Source organism: Desmonostoc muscorum LEGE 12446, assembly GCF_015207005.2.
Classification (GTDB): Bacteria; Cyanobacteriota; Cyanobacteriia; order Cyanobacteriales; family Nostocaceae; genus Nostoc; species Nostoc muscorum.
In genome coordinates, this window is sequence record NZ_JADEXS020000001.1 from 3,227,230 (window position 1) to 3,249,665 (window position 22,436).

Annotated in this window: 12 protein-coding genes; 9 read left to right on the forward strand and 3 right to left on the reverse strand. The window is 42.6% G+C overall.

Going from position 1 to position 22,436, the window contains the following annotated elements; genetic code table 11:
• Nucleotides 1–216: 216 nt before the first annotated feature.
• Nucleotides 217–2,025, reverse strand: coding sequence for an ABC transporter ATP-binding protein (locus IQ276_RS13905; RefSeq protein ID WP_190884838.1), 1,809 nt, complete (start codon nt 2,023–2,025; stop codon nt 217–219).
• 191 nt (nt 2,026–2,216) lie between these two features.
• On the opposite strand from IQ276_RS13905, the gene IQ276_RS13910 reads away from it, so the two are divergent.
• The 4 genes from IQ276_RS13910 to gorA all read left to right on the forward strand — a co-directional run bounded on the left by IQ276_RS13910 (nt 2,217) and on the right by gorA (nt 7,522).
• Nucleotides 2,217–3,065: a prohibitin family protein gene (locus IQ276_RS13910; RefSeq protein ID WP_235115653.1), complete on the forward strand. Its 849-nt coding sequence runs from the start codon at nt 2,217–2,219 to the stop codon at nt 3,063–3,065.
• 341 nt (nt 3,066–3,406) lie between these two features.
• Nucleotides 3,407–3,823 (forward strand): DUF1824 family protein, encoded by a 417-nt coding sequence (locus IQ276_RS13915; protein ID WP_193918606.1) that lies wholly within the window; start codon nt 3,407–3,409, stop codon nt 3,821–3,823.
• 96 nt (nt 3,824–3,919) lie between these two features.
• A complete protein-coding gene (locus IQ276_RS13920; protein ID WP_193918604.1) occupies nt 3,920–5,851 on the forward strand; it encodes an ABC-F family ATP-binding cassette domain-containing protein in 1,932 nt (643 codons plus the stop codon).
• A gap of 324 nt (nt 5,852–6,175) precedes the next feature.
• On the forward strand, nt 6,176–7,522 hold the full coding sequence (gorA, locus tag IQ276_RS13925) for a glutathione-disulfide reductase (RefSeq protein ID WP_193918602.1): 1,347 nt from the start codon (nt 6,176–6,178) through the stop codon (nt 7,520–7,522).
• A 96-nt stretch (nt 7,523–7,618) separates the two neighbouring features.
• Here the strand turns inward: gorA and IQ276_RS13930 are convergent, their stop codons facing one another.
• Complete coding sequence (locus IQ276_RS13930) at nt 7,619–9,973, reverse strand: CHASE2 domain-containing serine/threonine-protein kinase (RefSeq protein WP_193918600.1); 2,355 nt, start codon at nt 9,971–9,973, stop codon at nt 7,619–7,621.
• 741 nt (nt 9,974–10,714) lie between these two features.
• Here IQ276_RS13930 and IQ276_RS13935 point away from each other — a divergent pair.
• The 5 genes from IQ276_RS13935 to IQ276_RS13955 all read left to right on the forward strand — a co-directional run bounded on the left by IQ276_RS13935 (nt 10,715) and on the right by IQ276_RS13955 (nt 19,840).
• The gene (locus IQ276_RS13935) at nt 10,715–11,236 is read left to right on the forward strand and encodes a LabA-like NYN domain-containing protein (RefSeq protein WP_073643412.1); all 522 of its coding nucleotides are present in this window, start codon (nt 10,715–10,717) and stop codon (nt 11,234–11,236) included.
• 95 nt (nt 11,237–11,331) lie between these two features.
• Nucleotides 11,332–12,936, forward strand: coding sequence for a 2-isopropylmalate synthase (locus IQ276_RS13940; protein ID WP_190876016.1), 1,605 nt, complete (start codon nt 11,332–11,334; stop codon nt 12,934–12,936).
• Nucleotides 12,937–13,147: 211 nt separating this feature from the next.
• A complete protein-coding gene (locus IQ276_RS13945; protein ID WP_193918598.1) occupies nt 13,148–13,810 on the forward strand; it encodes an ester cyclase in 663 nt (220 codons plus the stop codon).
• 490 nt (nt 13,811–14,300) lie between these two features.
• Nucleotides 14,301–14,750, forward strand: coding sequence for a hypothetical protein (locus IQ276_RS13950; protein WP_193913413.1), 450 nt, complete (start codon nt 14,301–14,303; stop codon nt 14,748–14,750).
• A gap of 80 nt (nt 14,751–14,830) precedes the next feature.
• Nucleotides 14,831–19,840, forward strand: coding sequence for an NB-ARC domain-containing protein (locus tag IQ276_RS13955; protein ID WP_235115654.1), 5,010 nt, complete (start codon nt 14,831–14,833; stop codon nt 19,838–19,840).
• Between the two features lie 73 nt (nt 19,841–19,913).
• Here the strand turns inward: IQ276_RS13955 and IQ276_RS13960 are convergent, their stop codons facing one another.
• Nucleotides 19,914–22,370 (reverse strand): HEAT repeat domain-containing protein, encoded by a 2,457-nt coding sequence (locus tag IQ276_RS13960; RefSeq protein ID WP_193913415.1) that lies wholly within the window; start codon nt 22,368–22,370, stop codon nt 19,914–19,916.
• Between the last annotated feature and the right edge of the window lie 66 nt (nt 22,371–22,436).

Below are 22,436 nucleotides of genomic sequence, written 5' to 3' on the forward strand. Positions count from 1 at the left end.
ATCTGCATTTTTATAGTACTTTAGTACTATTTGTTAGCGATCGCATTGTGCCAGTTGCGTAAGTCCTGGATGGGTAAAAGTTATAGAAAGTCAATTTTTCTATAACCTCTTGCCTCTGTGTTCTCTGCGGCTCTGTGGTTCGATAAATTACTTTTACAACCGCAGAGGCACAGAGGAAGCCCAGAAAAAGAGATTTTGCGAGTCACTTTGAAAGGACTATTTCAACCCACTTTGTACGCGCCAGAGACTAGAATAAATTCTATCTTTCTCCAACAATTCCTCATGGGTTCCCGACTCTACTAATTTCCCATGTTCCATGACATAAATGCAATCGGCATTGCGGATGGTGGAAAGACGATGAGCGATCGCAATTGTAGTTCTATCTACTGTAATCCGTTCTAGCGATCGCTGAATAGCCGCTTCTGTTTCATTATCCACCGCTGAGGTGGCCTCATCTAAAATCAAAATGGGGGGATTTTTCAAGACTGCACGGGCGATCGCAATCCGTTGTCTTTGTCCACCAGATAACTTTTGTCCTCTTTCCCCCACAATTGTCTCATAACCTTCGGGCAAGTTAATAATAAATTCGTGCGCCTCAGCTATCTTCGCCGCCGTGATAATGTCTTGCTCTTTAGCTTCAAAGCTGCCATAAGCAATGTTCTCCGCTACAGTACCATGAAATAGAAACACATCTTGACTCACCAAACCAATGCAGCGGCGTAAATCTTGCAAATTCAAACTTTGTAAATCAATACCATCAACGGTAATGCTTCCTGCTTGCACTTCGTACAAGCGCAACAAAAGTTTGACTAAAGTGCTTTTTCCAGAACCCGTGGAACCTACAATTGCAATAGTTTTCCCCGCTGGAATATCCAAAGACAGATTTTTAATTACTGGAAATCTATCTTTATAAGCAAAATAAACATTTTTAAATTGCACTTCACCTCGCACTTCCTCCACAGGTAACGCTACATTTCCTGTGTGAATAGCAATGGGAGTATCTAACAAATTCATGACTCGATTAGTAGAAGCCATAGCCCGTTGATATTGGTCAAAAGTTTCGCCTAATCTGGTTAAAGGCCACAGCAACCGCTGGATTAAAAACACCAATACACTGTAAGCGCCGACAGACATTTCTCCAGCGACTGCTGCCATCCCGCCATATAAAAGTAATGCTGTGAAACCTACCAAAATCAGCATCCGAATTAACGGGACAAAAGCCGCAGAAAGGGCAATTGCCTTGGCATTACTGCGACGATAAGCTTCACTATCTACTGACAAACGATAGGCTTCATAAACTTCAGCAGTAAAACTTTTAATAGTAGTAATACCGCTGATATTATTTGCCAAACGCGAGTTGAGGAAACCCACCTTTTCCCGGACATCAGAATAACGGGGTGCAAGTAGACGTTGATAAGCAAAGGAACCCCAGAGAATAAATGGCATCGGCGACAGAGCCATCCACGCTACACTAGGAGCCAATATAAAGAAAGCACTGCCAATAATTACAACAGTTGTGGAAACTTGGATGATATCATTTGCCCCCACATCCAAAAATCGCTCTAATTGGTTAATATCATCACTGAGGATGGACATTAAACCGCCAGTGCTGCGTTCTTCAAAATAAGCTAATTCTAACTCTTGTAAATGTTTATATGCATCCAAACGTAAATCATGCTGAATATTTTGTGCTAAATTACGCCAAAGTCGAGCGTAAGCATACTCAAAAACTGATTCTAGTATCCAAATGATGACAGTCAGGAAAGAAATAATCAAAAATTGTCCAAAGACATCGCGTACCCCTAACTGTGCAATTATGGAATCTTGTTGTTTGACTACCACATCCACTGCGACACCAATTAAGCCAGGTGGCGCCAAATCGAAAAATTTATTGAGGATAGAATAGGTAGTCGCTAGCCAAATTTGTTTACGATACTGATGTCCATAGTCAAACAAGCGCTGGAGAGGATGCGTTGAATGTCTACGCCTTCTTGATACTTGATGAGATTTTAATACAGTAGCCACGGCTTTTTGCGGTTTCGTGCAACTGATATTACCACGTAATTAAAGTTTGAAGGGGCATACGGCATGGGGCATTGGGCATTGATTATTCTTTCTCCCCCTGCCTCCCCTGCTCCTCCATCTCCCTCATCCCCCTCATCTCCCCCACTTCCCACTCCCCACTCCCCACTCACAACTCACATGGAGAGAATAATTTGAAAAATCAACAATTTGGCAATTGGCAAACCACAGTTTTGGGAATTGTGTTAGCAATATTAGTGATTATTGGACTAAATTCTTTTATCATTATCAACCCAGGACAAGCAGGAGTGATTAGCATTTTGGGTAAAGCGAGAGATGGTGCTTTATTAGAAGGCATTCACTTAAAACCACCTTTTATCACCGTGATAGATGTGTATGATTTGACGGTGCAAAAATTTGAAGTGCCAGCAGAAAGTTCTACGAAGGATTTGCAAAATTTATCTGCAAGATTTGCGATTAACTTTCGCCTCGATCCCATAAAGGTAGTTGAAGTCAGAAGAAAACAAGGAACATTAGAGAATATTGTATCGAAAATAATTGCACCCCAAACACAAGAAGCATTTAAAATTGCAGCAGCTAGAAGAACAGTAGAAGAAGCAATTACCAAAAGAAGTGAATTGAAAGAAGACTTTGATAATGCTTTAGGCGATCGCTTAGACAAATATGGGATAATAGTGTTAGATACTAGCGTAGTTGATTTAGCCTTCTCACCAGAATTTGCCAGAGCAGTCGAAGAAAAACAAATTGCTGAACAGCGGGCGCAAAGAGCCGTTTATGTAGCACGAGAAGCTGAACAAGAAGCACAAGCAGACGTTAATCGCGCCAAAGGTAGAGCAGAAGCTCAAAGACTCTTAGCAGAGACGCTCAAAGCCCAAGGAGGACAGTTAGTTCTGCAAAAAGAAGCAATTGAAGCTTGGAAGACTGGCGGCGCTCAAATGCCAAAAGTCCTAGTTATGGGTGGTGACTCGAAAAACGGCGTTCCTTTTATATTCAACCTGGGGAATGTACAAAATCAACCGTAAAAGGGACGGGGGATTGGGGACTGGGGACTGGGGACTGGGGGCTGTTTTCCTAATATTCAATACCCAATGCCCGATGCCCCACGTGAAAGGGATTGGGGATTGGGGACTGGGAACTCGGGGCTGTTTTCCTAATATTCAATACCCAATGCCCGATGCCCCATACCCAAAATCCAAAATCCAAAATCTAAAATCTAAAATTGTATGGGGACTGGGGTCTGTTTTCCTAATATCCAAGACCCAATGCCCCATATCCAAAATCCAAAATCTAAAATCTAAAATTGTATGGGGCTAGTCCCAACTCAAACACAACAGAACAACCAACAAAATAATGAACTAAGTTTATGTCAACCCCCAATCCTCATAATCTCACCGCCGAAGAAGCGAAAAAATTACTGAATAAATTCAACTGTCTAGACATCGCCCCTATCCTGAAGCCATCAGAAAAAGCAGTAATTCGTAATGCCTTAATTTTGATGACTAATCTTGCTGACTATCAAATTTTAGGAATTTGTGCTGACACAGCAGAAGAAGGAATATTAGCCATGAAAACCTATTCTCTGGCCTTTGGTTATGAACCACCAAACAATTTACCTACACCCGAAGGGCCAGTTTATATCAAATTAAATGGCAAAAACGGCTTGTGTTATCTCGATTCCTATCCCGGACATCACCGTGGCGTCTTAGTCTCTTGCCAATCTTTCAACGAAGACGGAATCAACGAAATGTATGGACATCTCCCCTTGGATTTATTTGTCTAAAATTTATCAATCGTAGGTAAGCCACATCCCTTACCTACTCCTTTCCTCCTCTGCGCCTCTGGGTGAAATAAAAAAAACTCTATATTCTTAAATCCTATGAGTATCATTACCCTCCAATCAATCAAAAAAGACTTTGGCATCAAAGAAATTTTAAAAGATGCCAGCTTCAGCCTCGATACTACCGATAAAGTTGGCTTAATTGGTACTAACGGTTCAGGCAAATCAACCCTATTAAAAATGATCGCCGGCTTAGAATCCATCGATAGCGGTCAAATTTTAATCAACTCTGGTTCTAAAATCATCTACTTACCTCAACAGCCAGATTTAGATGAAAATCGCACAGTTTTAGAGCAAATTTTTGCCGACAGCGGCGAACACATGGCTTTAGTGCGTGAATACGAAGAACTTTCTGATAAATTGGCTCACTATCCAGATGATAGTCAACTGATGTCGCGCCTTTCTGTGGTGATGCAACGGATGGATACGAGTGGTGCTTGGGAACTAGAAACCAACGCTAAAATCATCCTCACCAAATTAGGAATTTCTGACTTTGAAGCCAAAATCGGTACTTTATCTGGAGGCTATCGCAAACGCATTGCCCTAGCAACAGCCTTGCTAGCAGAACCAGATGTTTTACTCATGGATGAGCCAACAAACCACCTCGATGCTCTTTCTGTAGAATGGTTACAAAGTTATTTAAATCGCTATCGTGGCGCACTTTTTCTCATCACCCACGATCGCTATTTTTTGGATCGCGTCACTAATCGGATCATCGAAATTGACCGAGGCGACATTTACACTTACACAGGTAACTACTCATACTACCTCGAAAAGAAAGCTTTAGCTGAAGAATCTGCCGTTAGCAGTCAACGCAAACATCAAGGTTTGTTGCGGCGGGAGTTGGAATGGCTCAAAAAAGGGCCGAAAGCCAGAAGTACAAAACAAAAAGCGAGAATTGACCGCGCACACGCTCTGCGAGATACTGAATTTAAGCAAGTCCAGGGTAAAGTTGATATTTCGACAGTTGGTCGTCGCATTGGCAAAAAGGTTATTGAATTAAATAACGTTTCTAAAGCCTATAATGGACGCACCCTGATTAAGGATTTTAGCTACGAATTTAGTCCAGAAGACCGCATCGGCATCATCGGCGCTAACGGTGCTGGGAAATCCACTTTAATGGATATTATGACTGGTCGAATTCCGCCTGATTCCGGTAGTGCAGAAATTGGTACTACAATTCACATCGGTTATTTTGACCAGCATTCTGAAGAATTGCTCACAGCATTAAACGAAAATCAGCGCGTGATTGACTACATCAAAGAAGAAGGAGAATTTGTCAAAATTACCGATGGTACTCAAATTACTGCTTCCCAAATGTTGGAGCGATTTCTGTTTCCTGGAAATCAACAATATGCCCCAATTCATAAACTTTCTGGTGGAGAAAAACGCCGTTTATTTCTGTTGCGGGTGCTGATGAGTGCGCCCAATGTTTTGATTTTAGATGAACCAACAAATGATTTAGATGTCCAGACATTGGCAGTACTAGAAGATTATCTAGAAGATTTTGTTGGGTGTGTAATTGTAGTTTCTCACGATCGCTATTTTCTTGACCGCACCATCGACACAATTTTTTCCTTTGAGGAAGGCGGTAACCTCCGGCAATATCCAGGTAATTACTCTGTTTATCTGGACTTTAAGAAAGCTGAAGAAGCAGCACTGCAACAAGCTGCTAATACTAAAGACAAGCCCAAAAATGTAGAGACGTTACATGTAACGTCTCTACCCAAAAATGTGGAGAATCAAAAGCGGCGGAGATTATCCAATTGGGAGAAAAAAGAATTTGAACAGTTGGAAGCTAAAATTGCCCAGTTAGAAGCCCAGAAAGCAGAAACCGAGAAAACACTAGGGAATGTTTCACCGGGTAATTATAGCCAGGTGCAGAAACTGTATGAAGAAGTGGAATCTCTCAAACAAGCGATCGATGTGGCGACTGAACGCTGGTTAGAATTAGCTGAGATGGAATCTTGATATCTTACAGCGTTTTTCATGTATTTGAACCACAATCCTCGGTAGGGTAGCACAGCTGTGCGCCCCTACAGGCATCGCCAACATCTATACTCTTGTAGAATGGGTATGTTGTCTGTTCCACAACAAAATGTAATGTAACTTAGCAATAGTGGGGCGATCGCTGTTATTTTTGTAGTAATTGCTATTCAAGCGGCAATCTGCTACATATCAGCGTGTTTTAATCTCGATTTGTCCACCCAAAGACAGTAGATGAAGTTTTGTCTGAATAACTATAAGGGATGAAGTAGCTCTGCTTTCCACAAAGTTGAAAAGGAACAGATTTTTATGACATTTGATTATGATTTGTTTGTCATTGGTGCTGGGCCTGGGGGATTGGCAGCAGCTAAAAAAGCAGCTACTTACGGTGTGCGTGTTGCCATTGCCGAACAAGAAGACCTCGGTGGAACCTGTGTAAATCGTGGCTGCGTTCCCAAAAAACTGATTGTCTATGCTGCTGACTTTGCCCTGCAAAATAAAATGGCGCACAGTTATGGGTGGAGTGATTGCCCGACATACTTTGACTGGACATTATTTATTAAATCTGTACACAAGCATCTTGACAGCATCAGCGAATCCTATTTGCAGCAATTGCAGAAAGCTGGAATTGAAATAATTTCTGAACGTGCCAGCTTTCTCGACGCTCATACTATCAGTATTGGTGGACGCAAAGTTACAGCAGACAAAATTTTAATTGCTGTGGGCGGCCAACCCCTCAAGCCCAATATCCCAGGTATAGAATACGCCATCACATCCCGCGAGATGTTTCAGCTACCCTATTTGCCGAAACGTCTGACAATCATTGGCGGTGGCTACATTGGTGTAGAATTTTCCAGTATGATGCACGCTTTTGGCTGTCAGGTGACGCTAATTGAAAAAGAGGAGATGATTTTATCAGGGTTTGATGATGACATTCGCTCTACTGTGCAACAGGCTTTGAGTAAACGGGGAATTAAGTTATTCACCAACACCACCATTCAAAAAATCAAATATTCAGAAGAGTGTTTGTTGTTGACTATTAATAGTGAGAGTAGAGAAATAGTTGCAGCAGATACCATCCTAGTTGCCACAGGTTACAACCCAAATACTAAAAATTTAGGCTTGGAAAATGCCCGTGTTGAACTTGGCGAAAATGGTGCAATCAAAGTAGATGAAGAAAACCGCACCAACCAAGAAAATATCTTTGCTGTCGGTGACTGTACCAGCCGCATCCAATTGTCTTCTGTGGCTCAAGCAGAAGGTATTGCCTTTGCCAATACAGTTTTTGCCAACAAGCCACAAAAACTGAATTATGATTATGTACCCTCTGCTGTTTTTTCTCGTCCAGAAGCGGCTAGTGTGGGGATGACTGAGGCCAAGGCACGGGAAAAATTTGGTGAATCTGTAAAATGCTACTACAGCCAATTCCAGCCACTGTTTTATCAGCTGACTGAGAAAGATAAGCAAGGAAGTATCAAGTTAGTGGTAAATGGTGATTCTGAGGAAGTTTTAGGCGCTCATATGGTGGGTGAGAACGCAGCAGATATCATTCAAAGTCTCGGCGTTGCAATTCGCAAGGGCGTTACTAAGCAAGAACTGGATGAAACAATAGGCATTCATCCCACGGCTGGGGAGGAATTTCTGTCGTTAAATTGAAGACGCGGGGAGGGGGAGACGCGGGGAGTGAGAAAGACTCTGATGCGTTGAAATTATCAAATTTTCTCCCAACTTTCCCGCGTCCCCGCGTCCTTATCAACCAATTTCTGACGATTTCCCTGGGTAAGATTTTGTGGGAGCATTTAATTCGCCTAAAGTACTCATCAATGAGTCATGTTGTAACATGGGGTATCCCTTTTGGGAATTTACCAAATCGCTAGAAGCTTCAACAGTTTCAACAGCCTTAAGAGCCTCCGATGCAGACTGATATCGCATTTTGAAGTCATCCTGCACCATTTTACTGAGAATCTGAGCTAAAGAGTTGCTCACCTGGGTGAGATCGCTCCATTTTATCTTTCCGTCAGCATCTCTATCTAGCTCACGCGGTGTAATGCCAGTCAAGGCTTTAATCCCAACCATACCCACTGCATAGATATCACTACTGTAGTGTGGACGACCTAAACATTGCTCGGTTGGTGCGTAACCCTGAGTCCCAATACCAATGGTGAAGGCGGTTTGTTCTTGAGGCTCGAACTGTTTGGCACTGACTTCTTTGACTGCTCCAAAATCAATTAGTACGAGTTTACCGTCTGAGTGTCGGCGGATGATATTGCTGGGTTTAATATCCCGATGAATCACGTTGTTTTCATGGACAAATATTAATGTTTCCAATAAGTCTTTGACAATTTTGATGCCTGCAATTTCTTCAATTGCTCTGCCTGGTGGCAGTTCGTAACTGAGAGGATGACCAAGTATGTATTCTTGGACTAAATAAAATTCTTCATCTTCTTCAAAATACGCCAGAAGTTGGGGAATTTGAGGATGAAATCCCAATTTTTCTAGTGTTTGCGCTTCTGAATTAAATAAGCGTCTGGCAAGTTGCAATCCTTCTGGTTTGGTATTGCTTGGTTTTAGTTGCTTGACAACACATCTTGGGTTACCAGGACGTTGGGTATCTTCAGCAATGTAGGTTTCGCTAAATCCACCTGCACCCAGAACTTTGACAATTTTATACCGTCGAGCCAAGATTTTACCTGATAAAGCTAAATCTCGCTCTTGGATTAGCTCTTGTAGATCATCTTGTTGGCTGATAATCTCTTGGACAACGGCAGAAGTTTTATATTTCTGAAATATGTCTACTAATTGGCGTTTTCTGATATTTTCTCTAACTACTGAGGTTCCCAGGTAGCTTAGTCCGCAAAAAGCGATCGCCACCATTGGTACACTAGTGGGGAAAATTAACCGCCCGTAGACAAATAACCCATAGCTAATTCCTAACCAAGTACCAGATAAAACTAGACTATACAGAAATCGATTGATACTATGCTTGTTTCTGCTAATAATTAAGGCTGTACTGCCAACTAAAATTAGCACAAATAAACCACGCAACGGTAAAGTTGAAATTTCTTGACTGATGGCTTTACCTGTCATTAAAGTTGCGATGGCATTGGCGTGAATTTCCACCCCCGACATCAGTTCAGGACTCTTGCTAGCTGCTACTGGATAATAATCATTGTTTAACTTATCTGTTGAACCAATTAAAACTATCTTGTTTTTGAAGACTTTTCCCTGCTGCAAATAAGTGTTCCAGTTTTCTGGGTCGAGTACGTGCCAAAAGGGTATTTGCTCAAATGTCCCTGAAGACCCCCAAAAATAAATGCGATCGCCTTTTGGTCGCGGATAATTTACTTGTGCTGCCCTCAATACTGCTTCATCAAAGGAAAGTAGCTTGTTGGTAAATAAATTTTCTCGATCTAATAACTTGGGAAACTCACTAGCCAATCGATGAACTTTACCATCCACCTCCACAGGGAAATTAACTGAACCAATGGATACTGACCCTGTGTGAAACATCTGTTGTGGCGGTGTCAGCTGGATAAACAACCCCTGGTGGGTCTCGAAATTTTCGTAGAGAGCTGCTAAGGTAACTTTGCTGCCATATTTTTCTAATGCTGCTTGGAGTTGGCGATCGTCACTAGATCCATAACTACTTGGTGTATCAAAAACAAGACCTATAGCTACAGAACGGACGCCCGCTTCCATTAACTTTGTAATTACCTGAGCATATGCAGCACGTTTGTAAGGAAAAGATTTCAGTGTTTCTAGGTAGGCGTACTGTTGCGGATCTGTTTTATAGTACTGTTCGGGAACCGATATTGACTGATCGTCTATTGCTAAAATTACGATATCTTCTGGAGGCACAATCGGCCCACGCACTTGAAAAAAGTGAGAAAGTGCCTGATTCTCCATCAATTGAACCAAATCCCAACCAGAAGCCGTTAGCAGTGCTGCGCCTATTGCCCAAGTCCCAGCTAGTAGGTGACCTAAGCGAACTATCCACCTAGACTGGCGTACCGCTGCTGTAGACGTGACTTTTGTCGGTTTACTTGAGTGTCTATTGGCAGCAGAGACACTGTTTTTGGTTAAGGTAGATGTAGATTCTTCTGCCATATGGTGTTACTGATTGGTTTAAGTCCAACATTTTTATTTATTCAGACCACCTTTTACTACAAGCACATTGAAATAAGACTTAAAATGCTAATCTTATACATTTGTAAAGTATCTTCTATTCATCAACAAACTTTATTCAGCAAAGCCAGCCCCCAAGAGATTCTTTCTCAGGCACTACCTAAGTTATTTCTTGTCTGTTGAGTGAGTTACAACTAGTGATTCTCTCACAGATTAGAGCCAATATACTCTGCCTGTACACTTGTTTACTGCGAGATTTTATTGCAACCTAAGCAACAGGTATGCTCTTAACTGGGTGCCTTACCAGAAACTGTTCCAAGTCCGTCTTCTGTCTTTGGCGCAACTATTGGTACTCCCCACAAAGTGTGTCCTGATACTGAAAGCTTTACCTATAGATAGGCATTAACTTATATTCTCCCTTGAGCTTATGCCATACCTCTTTAGGAGTAAACTTTAGTGTTATACAGCTATGAATGCTGTTACTGGGTCGATTTTATTGGTAGATTTTGATTACAGGGTGGCTGTTGCAGTAGTGGAGGTGAATAAGGCTTAGCACCCGGGATCTCAACTCTAATGTTGCAGCCGTTTTTCTGCCTTGAAAGAGGTAGCATCAGAGCTATAGATGAACAACTACTTTATAGATATTAGCAAACAAGGCATTTGAAAATTGCTATAATCTATTGTTCGATCTAAATTCATTTATATTATTAGGTGTAAATTTGTATGGGTTCTCCAATGAATCGTCTGTCTATTTTTGTAGACGGAAACAATATGTTCTATGCTCAACAAAAAAATGGGTGGTTTTTTGACCCGCGACGAGTCTTAGAATACTTCAAACATGAGCAGTCAGAAACAACATTAATCAATGCATTCTGGTACACTGGCTTAAAAGACCCACAAGATCAACGAGGTTTTAGAGATGCTCTAATTAGTCTGGGATATACAGTCCGAACTAAAATTCTCAAAGAATACTATGATGATACTTCTGGTCGCTACTCCCAAAAAGCAAATTTAGATATTGAAATTGTTGTAGATATGTTTAATACAGTAGACCAGTATGACCGAGTGGTATTATTTAGCGGTGATGGAGATTTTGAAAGAGCAATTGAACTATTACGCTCAAAAAATACACATATTACGGTAGTGTCAACGGAAGGAATGATCGCTAGAGAACTACGAAATGCTACGGATAGATATATAGATTTAAATGATATCAGAGATCAAATAGAAAAAACTGATGCTTAGTAGAATTAACAATTATTTACAAAGGTAAAAGTAAAAGAAAAACTAAGTTTGAAGATATTTTGAGCCAAAACTAAAAACTAAACAACAAAGGGCAAATGACCACTAAAACCGATCGAATTCTGATTTTTGATACGACACTGCGAGATGGAGAGCAATGTCCGGGAGCAACGCTGAACATAGACGAAAAGTTAGTGATTGCCAAGCAATTGGCACGATTGGGTGTAGATATCATTGAAGCAGGGTTTGCCTTTGCCAGTCCCGGAGATTTTGAAGCAGTTAGCAAGATTGCCGAAATTGTGGGGACAGAAAATGGCCCTGTAATTTGTAGTTTGGCAAGGGCGATGAAAGGAGATATTGAAGCTGCTGCCGAAGCATTAAAACCAGCAGTTCATGGTAGAATCCACACATTTATTTCCACTTCAGATATTCATTTAGAATATCAGTTGCGGAAGTCACGGGCAGAAGTATTAGCGATCGCCCAAGAAATGGTAGCTTATGCTAAATCCTTCATGGCAGATGTGGAATTTTCGCCGATGGATGCAGCCCGTTCCGATCCGGAATTTCTGTATCAAGTCTTAGAAGCTGCCATCGCCGCTGGTGCAACAACAGTTAACATTCCCGATACAGTTGGTTACACCACACCTAGTGAATTTGGGGCAATTATTAAAGGCATTAAAGAAAATGTTCCCAACATCGACCAAGCGATTATTTCCGTTCACGGTCATAATGATTTAGGCTTGGCAGTTGCTAACTTTTTAGAAGCCGTAAAAAATGGCGCACGCCAACTAGAATGTACGATTAATGGTATTGGTGAACGCGCCGGAAATGCATCACTAGAAGAATTGGTGATGGCATTGCATGTGCGACGACAATATTTTAATCCCTATGTTGGCAGACCAGAGGAATCTCAAGAATCCCTGACAAATATTGACACCCGTGAGATTTACAGAACTTCACGCTTAGTTTCTAATTTGACAGGAATGCTAGTCCAACCAAACAAAGCGATCGTCGGGGCAAATGCCTTTGCCCATGAATCTGGCATTCATCAAGATGGGGTATTAAAAAATAAACTCACCTATGAAATTATGGATGCCCAATTGATTGGCTTGACAGACAATCAAATAGTTTTGGGCAAACATTCAGGGAGAAATGCTTTTCGCACCCGGTTAAAAGAATTGGGCTTTGAATTGTCGGATAGCGAATTAAATAAAGCATTTGTCAGATTCAAAGAAGTTGCAGATAAAAAGAAAGAAATATCCGATCGCGATTTAGAAGCGATCGTCAACGATGAAATCCAGCAAGCGCCCGATTTGTTCCGGGTAGAGTTGGTACAAGTTTCCTGCGGTAGCAACGCCAAACCCACCGCTACAGTCACCCTGCGTACCCCAGAAGGTGAAGAATTAACCGATGCAGCGATCGGTACTGGGCCAGTGGATGCAGTTTACAAAGCAATCAACCGTGTGGTGAATGTGCCCAACGAATTGATTGAGTTTTCTGTGCAATCAGTCACAGCAGGTATTGATGCCATTGGCGAAGTGACAATTCGTTTACGTTATGAATCCAGAGTATTTTCTGGTCATGCGGCGAACACAGATATCATCGTGGCATCAGCGCAAGCTTATGTAAATGCGCTCAATAGGTTGTATGCAGCATTGCAAACTCAAGAAAAATCACAAGGAGTATCTGCACAGAAAGTGTAAAACACTTCTGTTTTGATTTGCAGTTAGTTGAAAGCATAAGTAGGGTAGCACAGCTGTGCTACCCTACTTATGCTTTCGTTATTTCTATTTCTGCAAAAAGTCAAGCATACTAAGTTAATTATTAATATTTTTTACTTTTTAGATTTTGTGATTTACCTAATATCCAGAAAATTTTATTCTGATAAATGATGTTTATTATCAATCAACTTGTATGACTAGCGAGAAAACTACAGAATTGCCGCTGTGGGTACAAGATAGAGATATAGTTATTGCTCATGATGAAGAAGTACAGTGGCGAGAAGGAAAACGTCCAAATTATTCAGGCACTAATGAAGTTCTTCATCAAGAGAGAAAATTTCACCATCCCGAAGGTTCTTTAGAAGCGATCGCTCAAAATTTAGTCCGCACTTTTGAAATGGAAGCTTCTCATAAATCTAATCCCCAACAATGGCTTTCCATTGTTGCTGATAAGTTTAAAATGAGTAGCAATGGTGGAGAACAATACACTGCCCAAGAAGTTGCAGAACAAGGTACTTATAACTTATTTCTTGGTGAAAGTGAGCAGTATAGCTCCAAATCCGAAACCTTTGAATCTTCATTTGAACTTTTTCATACAGCTTTTCCTAATGGCTTTCTTTGGGAATTAACAGAAGTGCTTTCTGGACCGCCTAATGTTAGCTTTAAGTGGCGACATTGGGGGACATTTAATGGTTCCTATAAAGACTATACACCTACAGGAGAAACAGTAGAAATGGTAGGAGTTAGTATTGCTCGTGTCACTGATGATTTGAAGATTGAGTCTTTGGAGCATTATTTTGATAACAATGCTTTTCTGCAAAAATTAACCAGTGGTGGTTGTCCTTTCCATTCCTAAAATCAGTAGATCTAGTGTGCGTTATGCCGTAGGCTCATACCATTTCACTAAAACCCTGATACATATAGATTTCGCGTAGGGAACATGGCTGTGCCCCTACCCGTGTACTTAGGGACTTCCAACTAAAAAAATATTCCATCACTGTGAAGGCAGGGGGCAGGGGGCAGAGGGCAGGGGGAAAGAACAGTGCCGTTGAGTCCAGAAATTGGAATAATTTATTTTTTGGAGTTCCCTTACAGCGTTTTTCATTTATTTGAACCACAATCCCCTGTAGGGGCGCACAGCTGTGCGCCCCTACAACGTGGTCTATTTACCTGAAAATAGCTGTAATTTACCTGAAATACGCTGTCCCCGCATTTCTCACAAGCGGTGCGTAGCTTGCCGCCGTAGGCATCGCCATAAAAAATTATTACATTAAGTGATTACCCTGAGTTTGAGCGCTTATTTGACCGCTTATTATCAGGTGTTGATACATAATTAGAATAAGCAAATGGATATAATAACTTTGACTACTTTCCTGACTCCTTTTTTACCGTACTTACTGAAAGCAGGAGAGAAAGCAGCCGAAGAAGCTGGTAAGAAACTGGGTGAAGGGTTTGGGGCTAATGCCTGGGAAAAAGCTAAAGCTTTGTGGAGTAAGCTGCAACCAAAAGTAGATACAAAGCCAATGGCAAAAGGTGCAGCAGAAGAATTGGCTAATTTTCCTAATGATGCAGATGCCAAAGAAACACTCCAGAAACAATTCAAGAAATTTCTGGATGAAGATAAAAATTTATATGCTGAGATTGCCCGTTTAATGCAAGAAAATTCCGAAGCAATTTCTCAGGTTGTTAATACTTTTAATCAAACAATATCTGGCGATGACAACGCAGTGCAAAACATTGCGGGTAATGGTAATAAGGCGATTACAAAAGTAGAAGGTGGTGCAACTATCAATTAGTCAGAAAACCAAAATAATAGGAAGTTAAAACTGTGCAGAAAAGAAGCCTGAGAAGGTTATGGAGGCAAATAATACTTTTTTTGTCTAAATTAGCTGGCTTTTTGAGAGGGAATCATCGGAGATTAAAGCGTCGGCGACATCCACTTAGAGATGAAGTTGCTCAAAATAATTTAGATAGACAAATTCCGTCTCAGGCTGAAAAACCAATTTTAGGTAACGTAGAAAATAATGAAACTTCTGTAACCAGTTTAAATCCTGATATTAAATCTCAGTTTAAACAAACAATTTCAGGTAACGAAAATGTTGTTCAAAACGTTGAAGGCAACAACAATATTATTGTAGGTCGGGTAGAAGGTAGTCTCACTATTAATTATCGTCGCCCAATTGACAGACCTTTTCAAGCACCGAGTTTACCTGCCAATTTTGTCGATCGCCCCCAAGTTACTATAGAAATTAAAGCTCGTCTACTGGCAAATACATCTAATACTGGTGCTTTGTTCATCAGTGCAATTCACGGTTTAGGTGGCATTGGCAAGACAACTTTAGTGACTGCCCTTGCTCATGATGAAGATATCCAAAAACGTTTCTCTGGTGGTGTGCTTTGGGCAACTTTGGGACAGGAACCAGATATTCTGGCGCTGCTGAGTAGCTGGGTGCAAGCATTGGGAGACTATGAATTCCGTGCCATTAATATAGAAGCAACCTCAGCCCATTTACGAAGTTTACTACATGATAAGGCAGTTTTACTGGTAGTTGATGATGCTTGGGAACCAGATAAAGTTAAACCATTTCTGGTAGCAAGTTCCCAATCCCAGCTATTAATCACTTCGCGGCGAGCTGATGTGGCTGATAGTGTTGGTGCTTATTTGCAACAATTGAATTTGATGACGCCGGCAGAATCTCTGGAATTACTTTCTAAGTCTTTAGAACGAGAAATAGAAGAAGTAGAAAAACAAGAGGCTTTGAGAGTAGCCGAGACTGTGGGATACCTACCCATTGCCCTGAATTTGGTAGCAGCAAGAGTTAAATGGGGAATTACATGGGTGAAGCTGGAAGCGGCTTTGAAACAAGAGGTTGCAAACTTAAAAGTTTTATACGGGGCGCGTCAAGAAAACTCTTTAGAAGCAACCTTTAATTTAAGCCTGAAAGCTTTGCGAGACTATGACGAACAAGCTTGGGAAAATTTTATTTGGTTGGGAGTTTTGCCAGAAGATGTAACAATAGCCGCACCAATGGCAGTTACATTATGGGATATGGAATCCCAGGATGAAGCTGATGAGCGTTTAGAGCTACTTTGGAATGATGCCTTACTTCAATCTGATTCGCCTGTATTTGTTGGGAGTGTTGAGTGGAAAGGCTACAAGATACACGATTTATTGCATGATGTAGCTCGCGATCGATTAATTAAATCTGTGCCTATGGGAATGGGGTTTAATTTACTCGATGCTCACAGTCAACTACTGGAACAATATCGGCAAAAAACACAAAAAGACCTTTGGCATACTCTACTCAATGATGGTTACATTCATCAAAATTTAGTTTGGCATTTAGAAAAGGCTGAACGGATAGAAGAAATTCACTCCTTATTGCGGGAGGAGTCGGGAACAGGAAACAATGGCTGGCATGAAGCGCGCGAGAAAGTGGGACAAACTGGGGGTTACATCACAGATATTTCTCGTGCTTGGGAATTAGCAGAAGCGAATTGGCATGAGTCAACACTGGATCGAGTGGTAGGTTTACAGTGTCGCTATGCTTTGATTACGGCTTCGCTAAATAGTTTGGCAGCTAATTTACCAGCAGTTTTGCTGGTGGCGTTAGTCAAAAACAATATCTGGACTCCTGAACAAGGACTAGCTTACGCCCTGCAAAAACCAGAACCAAAGGAGAAAGTAGAAGCCGTTACTGAGTTAATCAACTATTTGCCAGCAAATTTAGAAAAACTAGCACTGTCAGAAGCACTCACCATCGCTAGGACGATTCAGGATGAGAAGTATTGGGCCGATGTCCTGAGAGCATTAGCCGAGAAACTACCAGAGTTGTTAAAAGAAGCACTTACAGCCGCTAGGGCAATTCATGATGATAGCGCTCGCGCCGCAGCCCTCAGAGCATTAGCCCAGAAACTACCAGAGTTGTTAAAAGAAGCACTTACAGCCGCTATGGGGATTGAGTCTGAGAGCGCTCGCGCCCAAGCCTTGAGTGCATTAGTAGATAAACTACCAGTAGAATTGTTAAAAGAAGCACTCACAGCCGCAACGGCGATTCACGACGACTGGTATTGCGCCCAAATCCTGAGTCAAATAGCCGAGAAACTACCACCCGATTTGTTGCCAGAAGCACTCACCGCTGCTAGGGCGATTCAGGATGAGCAGTTTCGCGTCCCAGTGCTGATTGCATTAACAGCCGAGAAACTACCACCCGATTTGTTGCCAGAAGCACTCACCGCTGCTAGGGCGATTCAGGATGAGCAGTTTCGCACCCAAGCACTGATAGCATTAGCCCAGAGATTACCAGAATTGTTGCCTGAAGCGATCGCCATCTTGAGGGCGATTCCGGAGGATAGGTATCGCGTCGATGTCCTGAGTGCAATAGCCCAGAATCTACCACCCGATTTGTTGCTAAAAGTACTTACTGCTGTGAGGCTAGAACAGGCTCCGCCGCTTCGCACCCAAGCCCTAAGTGCAATAACCGAGAAATTACCACCAGAGTTATTATCAGAGGCACTCACCGCTGTAAAGTCGATTCAGGATGAGTGGTATCACGCCGATGCCCTAAGTGCATTAGCCAAAAAACTATCAGCAGAGTTGTTAAAAGAAGCACTTGCCACTGCTAGGGCGATTCAGTCTGCACAGTTTCGCGCCCAAGCCTTGAGTGCATTAGCTGAAAAACTACCAGAGTTGTTGCCAGAAGTATTCACCGCTGCTAGGGCGATTGAGAATGAGTATTATCGCACCCCACTCCTGAGAGCATTAGCCGAAAAACTACCAGCAGAGTTGTTAAAAGAAGCTCTCGCTGCTGCTAGGGCGATTCAGGATAAGAAGTATCGTGCTGATACCCTAAGTGCATTAGTTGAGAAACTACCAGAGTTGTTGCCAGAAGCAATCACCGCCTTGAAGGCGATTCAGGATGAGCAGTATCGTGCTGATGCCCTAACAGCATTAGTTGAGAAACTGCCACCAGAGTTGTTGCCAGAAGCAATCACCGCCTTGAAGGCGATTCAGGATGAGCAGTATCGTGCCGATGCCCTGAGTGCAATAGCCCAGAATCTACCACCAGAATTGTTGCTAGAAGCAATAACCGCCGCTAGGGCAATTAAATATGAGAGCGATCGCGGCAATACCCTCAAAGCATTAACAGATAAACTACCACCAGAGTTATTGCCAGAAGCACTCAGCGCCGCTAGGGCAATTCAGGATGAGGAATATCGCGCTGATGCCCTGAGTGCATTAGCCGGGAAACTACCACCAGAGTTATTGCCAGAAGCACTCAGCGCCGCTAGGGCAATTCAGGATGAGCAGTATCGCGCCGATGCCCTGAGTGCATTAGCCGGGAAACTACCACCAGAGTTATTGCCAGAAGCACTCAGCGCCGCTAGGGCAATTCAGGATGAGTTGTATCGCGTCCAGTCCCTAAGTGCATTAGCATTAGCTGCAAAGCTACCACCAGAGTTGTTATCAGAAGCACTCATCGCCTTGAAAGCAATTCAGGATGAGTGGTTTCGTATCTATGTTCTGATAGCATTAGCCGAGAAACTACCAGCAGAGTTGTTAAAAGAAGTACTCACCGCCGCTATGGGGATTGAGTCTGAGCAGTATCGTGCCGATGCCCTCACAGCATTAGCCGAGAAACTACCAGCAGAGTTGTTAAAAGAAGTACTCACCGCCGCTATGGGGATTGAGTCTGAGGAGTATCGCACCAAAGTCCTAATAGCATTAGCTGAAAAACTACCACCAAAGTTGTTAAAAGAAGTACTCACCGCCGCTATGGGGATTGAGTCTGAGCAGTATCGCACTGATGTGCTGAGAGTATTAGCCGAGAAACTACCACCAGAGGTCTTGCCAGAAGTACTTACCACCGCCAGAGAAGTTCAGGATGAGTTTTATCGCGCCCAAGTTTTGAGTGCATTGATCAAGAGACTACCACCAGAGGTATTGCCAGAAGTACTCAGCACCGCCAGAGAAATTCAGTCTGAGGAGTATCGCACCAAAGTCCTAATAGCATTAGCTGAAAAACTACCACCAAAGTTGTTAAAAGAAGTACTCACCGCCGCTATGGGGATTGAGTCTGAGCAGTATCGCACTGATGTGCTGAGAGTATTAGCCGAGAAACTACCACCAGAGGTCTTGCCAGAAGTACTTACCACCGCCAGAGAAGTTCAGGATGAGTTTTATCGCGCCCAAGTTTTGAGTGCATTGATCAAGAGACTACCACCAGAGGTATTGCCAGAAGTACTCAGCACCGCCAGAGAAATTCAGGATGAGTTTTATCGCGCCCAAGTCCTGATTCCATTAGCTGAGAAAGTAGCACTAGAGGTATTGCCAGAAGTACTCAGCACCGCCAGAGAAATTCAGGATGAGTTTTATCGCGCCCAAGTCCTGATTCCATTAGCTGAGAAAGTAGCACTAGAGGTATTGCCAGAAGTACTCAGCACCGCCAGAGAAATTCAAAACGAGTTTTATCGCGCCCAAGTCCTGATTCCACTAGCCAAGAAACTACCAGAGTTGTTAAAAGAAGCACTCACCACTACTAGGGCAATTGAGTCTGAGGAGTCTCGCGTCCAAGTCCTGATAGCATTAGCTGAGAAACTACCACCAGAGTTGTTAAAAGAAGCACTCACCGCTGCTAGGGCGATTGAGTCTGAGAAGTCTCGTGTCCAAGCCCTCATAGCATTAGCTTCCGGTTGTTCACCAATACTATCTGCGGACATTTTCCCCTTCTGGCAAGATGTCCTGCATGAGCTGTCCCTTCACACTCGCTCTATCTTGCTACCAGATATCGAGGCATTGTTTCCAGTTATCTTTGCGTTGGGTGGTGAAAATGCAACAGCAGAAGTTGCGCGTGGAATTGTGGATGTGGGGCGATGGTGGCGGTAATTTAATCCCTCTCCTAAGAAACCAGATTTTCTGAGAAGAGGGATTACAGGCAGAATCCCAAGCTGGCAATTAATTATGGTATTACTGTTTGCACAGTAGTAGCTGCTGTATTAACTGGAGGTGTAAACCCAGCGAGTTTACCCAACTTCTGGGGTACAAAGTCCGTTTCTTTGCTACCTTGAACCTCAGACAAGTAGCAATCTCGCACCGCCAACAACAAGCCTTTAATGGCATCTTGTTTGCCTGTTTTGACTAAATCATCTGCCTTTTTGAAAAAATGCGATCGCCATTTGCCATCGTTATTCCCATATAATTCGATTAAATACCAACCTGCAAGATACTCAGCCAAAGGGTCAAGACAGAAACGGATTCTGTCTTTGGCAGAACCGATAGTTTGAATCAGGTGCAGGCGCTTTTCCAGATAATCGAGGTGTGCTTCGGGGTCATCAATACCCAAATTTGCTAGTGCAACAATAGCATCGCCACGCTTGGTGGTTCCTGGTTGATAATTTTGCTGCAAGCATTCCCAGGCTATGCTTTTGGCATCTTGATGAACAGTGCGATCGTCAAATTGCTCGTCTGTAACATCACGATTGAGTTCATTAATATAACCCAGCATCAAATTCGGAATATTCTCTGGCAATGCAGAAATATTAGATGCAACCTCTTTACTTGCGATTAACTGTTCAGCATAAAGTTTAGCCAGCAAAACAGTGATATTATTTTGACCGACCATGAGAGAAAGGCGGTTACAAGCGTCAAAAAATTCTTGATCGGTAAAGCGATCGCGTTTACCTCGCTGCATCAGATAAGCTTCCATAAAGGACGATAGTTTATTAGCCTCAATCCGCAAAGGTTTAATTATCGTCTTATTAACACGTCCCAGCTTTTCTTCAATTCGGGAAGTCATCACCAACGCATTCACCGGAAACTCTGGTGACTCCGGTTCAATTGCTTCTCGTGTAGTGGCATTCATTTCTGAGAAACGGTCTACAATTACTAAAATGCGTTTCTTTCTTAACAAACGTAACAGTAACTCTTGACAAATTGGCTCTGGTTCATCAATTAAAGCTTGCAACTGTCCTCTGATGGCTTCTAAAAGCGGCGACTTACCTTCTGTTACCCGAAATTCTTCTTCCAACAGCACTGGTAACATTAGATGTTTGCAGAGTCGTTGATCTTGGACTTCTGCCATTGCCCACCCAGCAATTTGACACGCTAAACTCGTTTTACCTACACCCCCTTCACCGTTGATGACAAGGCAGCTACGTTGTTTATCGAAAGTTGAGCGCAAATTCTCACTCATAAGTTGGGGAACTGTTGTACCATCCAAAACAACAGGAATGGGAATGTAACAGGCGCGACTGCTAACTGTATCCTTTTTAGGAAATTGTTCGCGGGCTGCTTTGATGTATTTACTTACCCAAGCATCTAATACTCTGGGATGGTAATGAAACCAGCCAACAAATAGCACATATCGCAGAGGTACATTAACACTGATAAATGGTAGAGAAAAGTCTGTGTAGGGTTTGAGGGCGTTGTTAATTTTCAACAACCATAAAGGGGCTACCCGCAAGAGAATTAACCACACAGCAGGCAATAAGATAACGTAGGCGGCAATTCCCAAGAGTAATTTATGACCAAATAGCCATTCCAAAACTCTATCAAAGAGGCGAGTTTCTTTTTCTGCTTTTAGGGCATTCAGAGGGCGACGTATCAGCCTAATGTCCGTCTCTGTGAATTTATCTTTGTATTCTTGGATGGTTGTCAATACCTGGTCAAAATCTAAGATGACTTTCTGCAACTTGGAAGTAGGTAAAGCGTTTGCTTTGTCCTGAAAGCCTGCTGCGATTCCTCCCAAACCTTTGATAGCACCTAGACGCACGTAAGACAGATTATCATTCAACAGAGCAATTAAATTCGGGACAGCGGATGCAGCTTCTGTACCCATTGCACCCAGAGCGTAGGCAGCATTGTAACGTACTGTGGGGTTATTATCTTTTAAGGCAGCAGTTAGTACTGGGACAGCTACTTTTGCTTCAACACCAATTTTCCTGAGTGCAGAAGGAACATAAATCCGAACGTATTGTTCCTTGTCTTGTAATGCTGCCATCAAGGATGGAACTGCTGCCTTTGCTGCTGTACCAATATTTCCTAAAGCTAAGGTGGCGTACAGACGGACTTGTGCATCCTCATCTTGCAATGCCGCAGTTAAAGCCGAAACAGCTGGTGCTGCTTCTGCACCCAAATCTCCTAAAACCGAAGCGGCGTGCCAGCGAAGATTAGTATCCTGATTTTTCAAAGCTTCAATCAGAGATGGCACTGCTGGCGAACCGATATTAACTAATGCGTCTGCGGCAATGCTACGGATGTGAGCATCGTTATCTATCAGCTTCTCAATCAGGGGAGCAATTTTGCTGTCAGTAGTGACTTGCGCCCAACCATTGCCTGTCCATACTAGGAACAGTGTCAGGCATAAGACAACCACCTTGAGGGCAGTCTGTAATACTTGTCTGGTGTGCTTCGTCATTGGATCGGATTGAATCACCCGATGAACAACTCCAGTCAGAGAAACTATACCTAGATTGTAATCTAG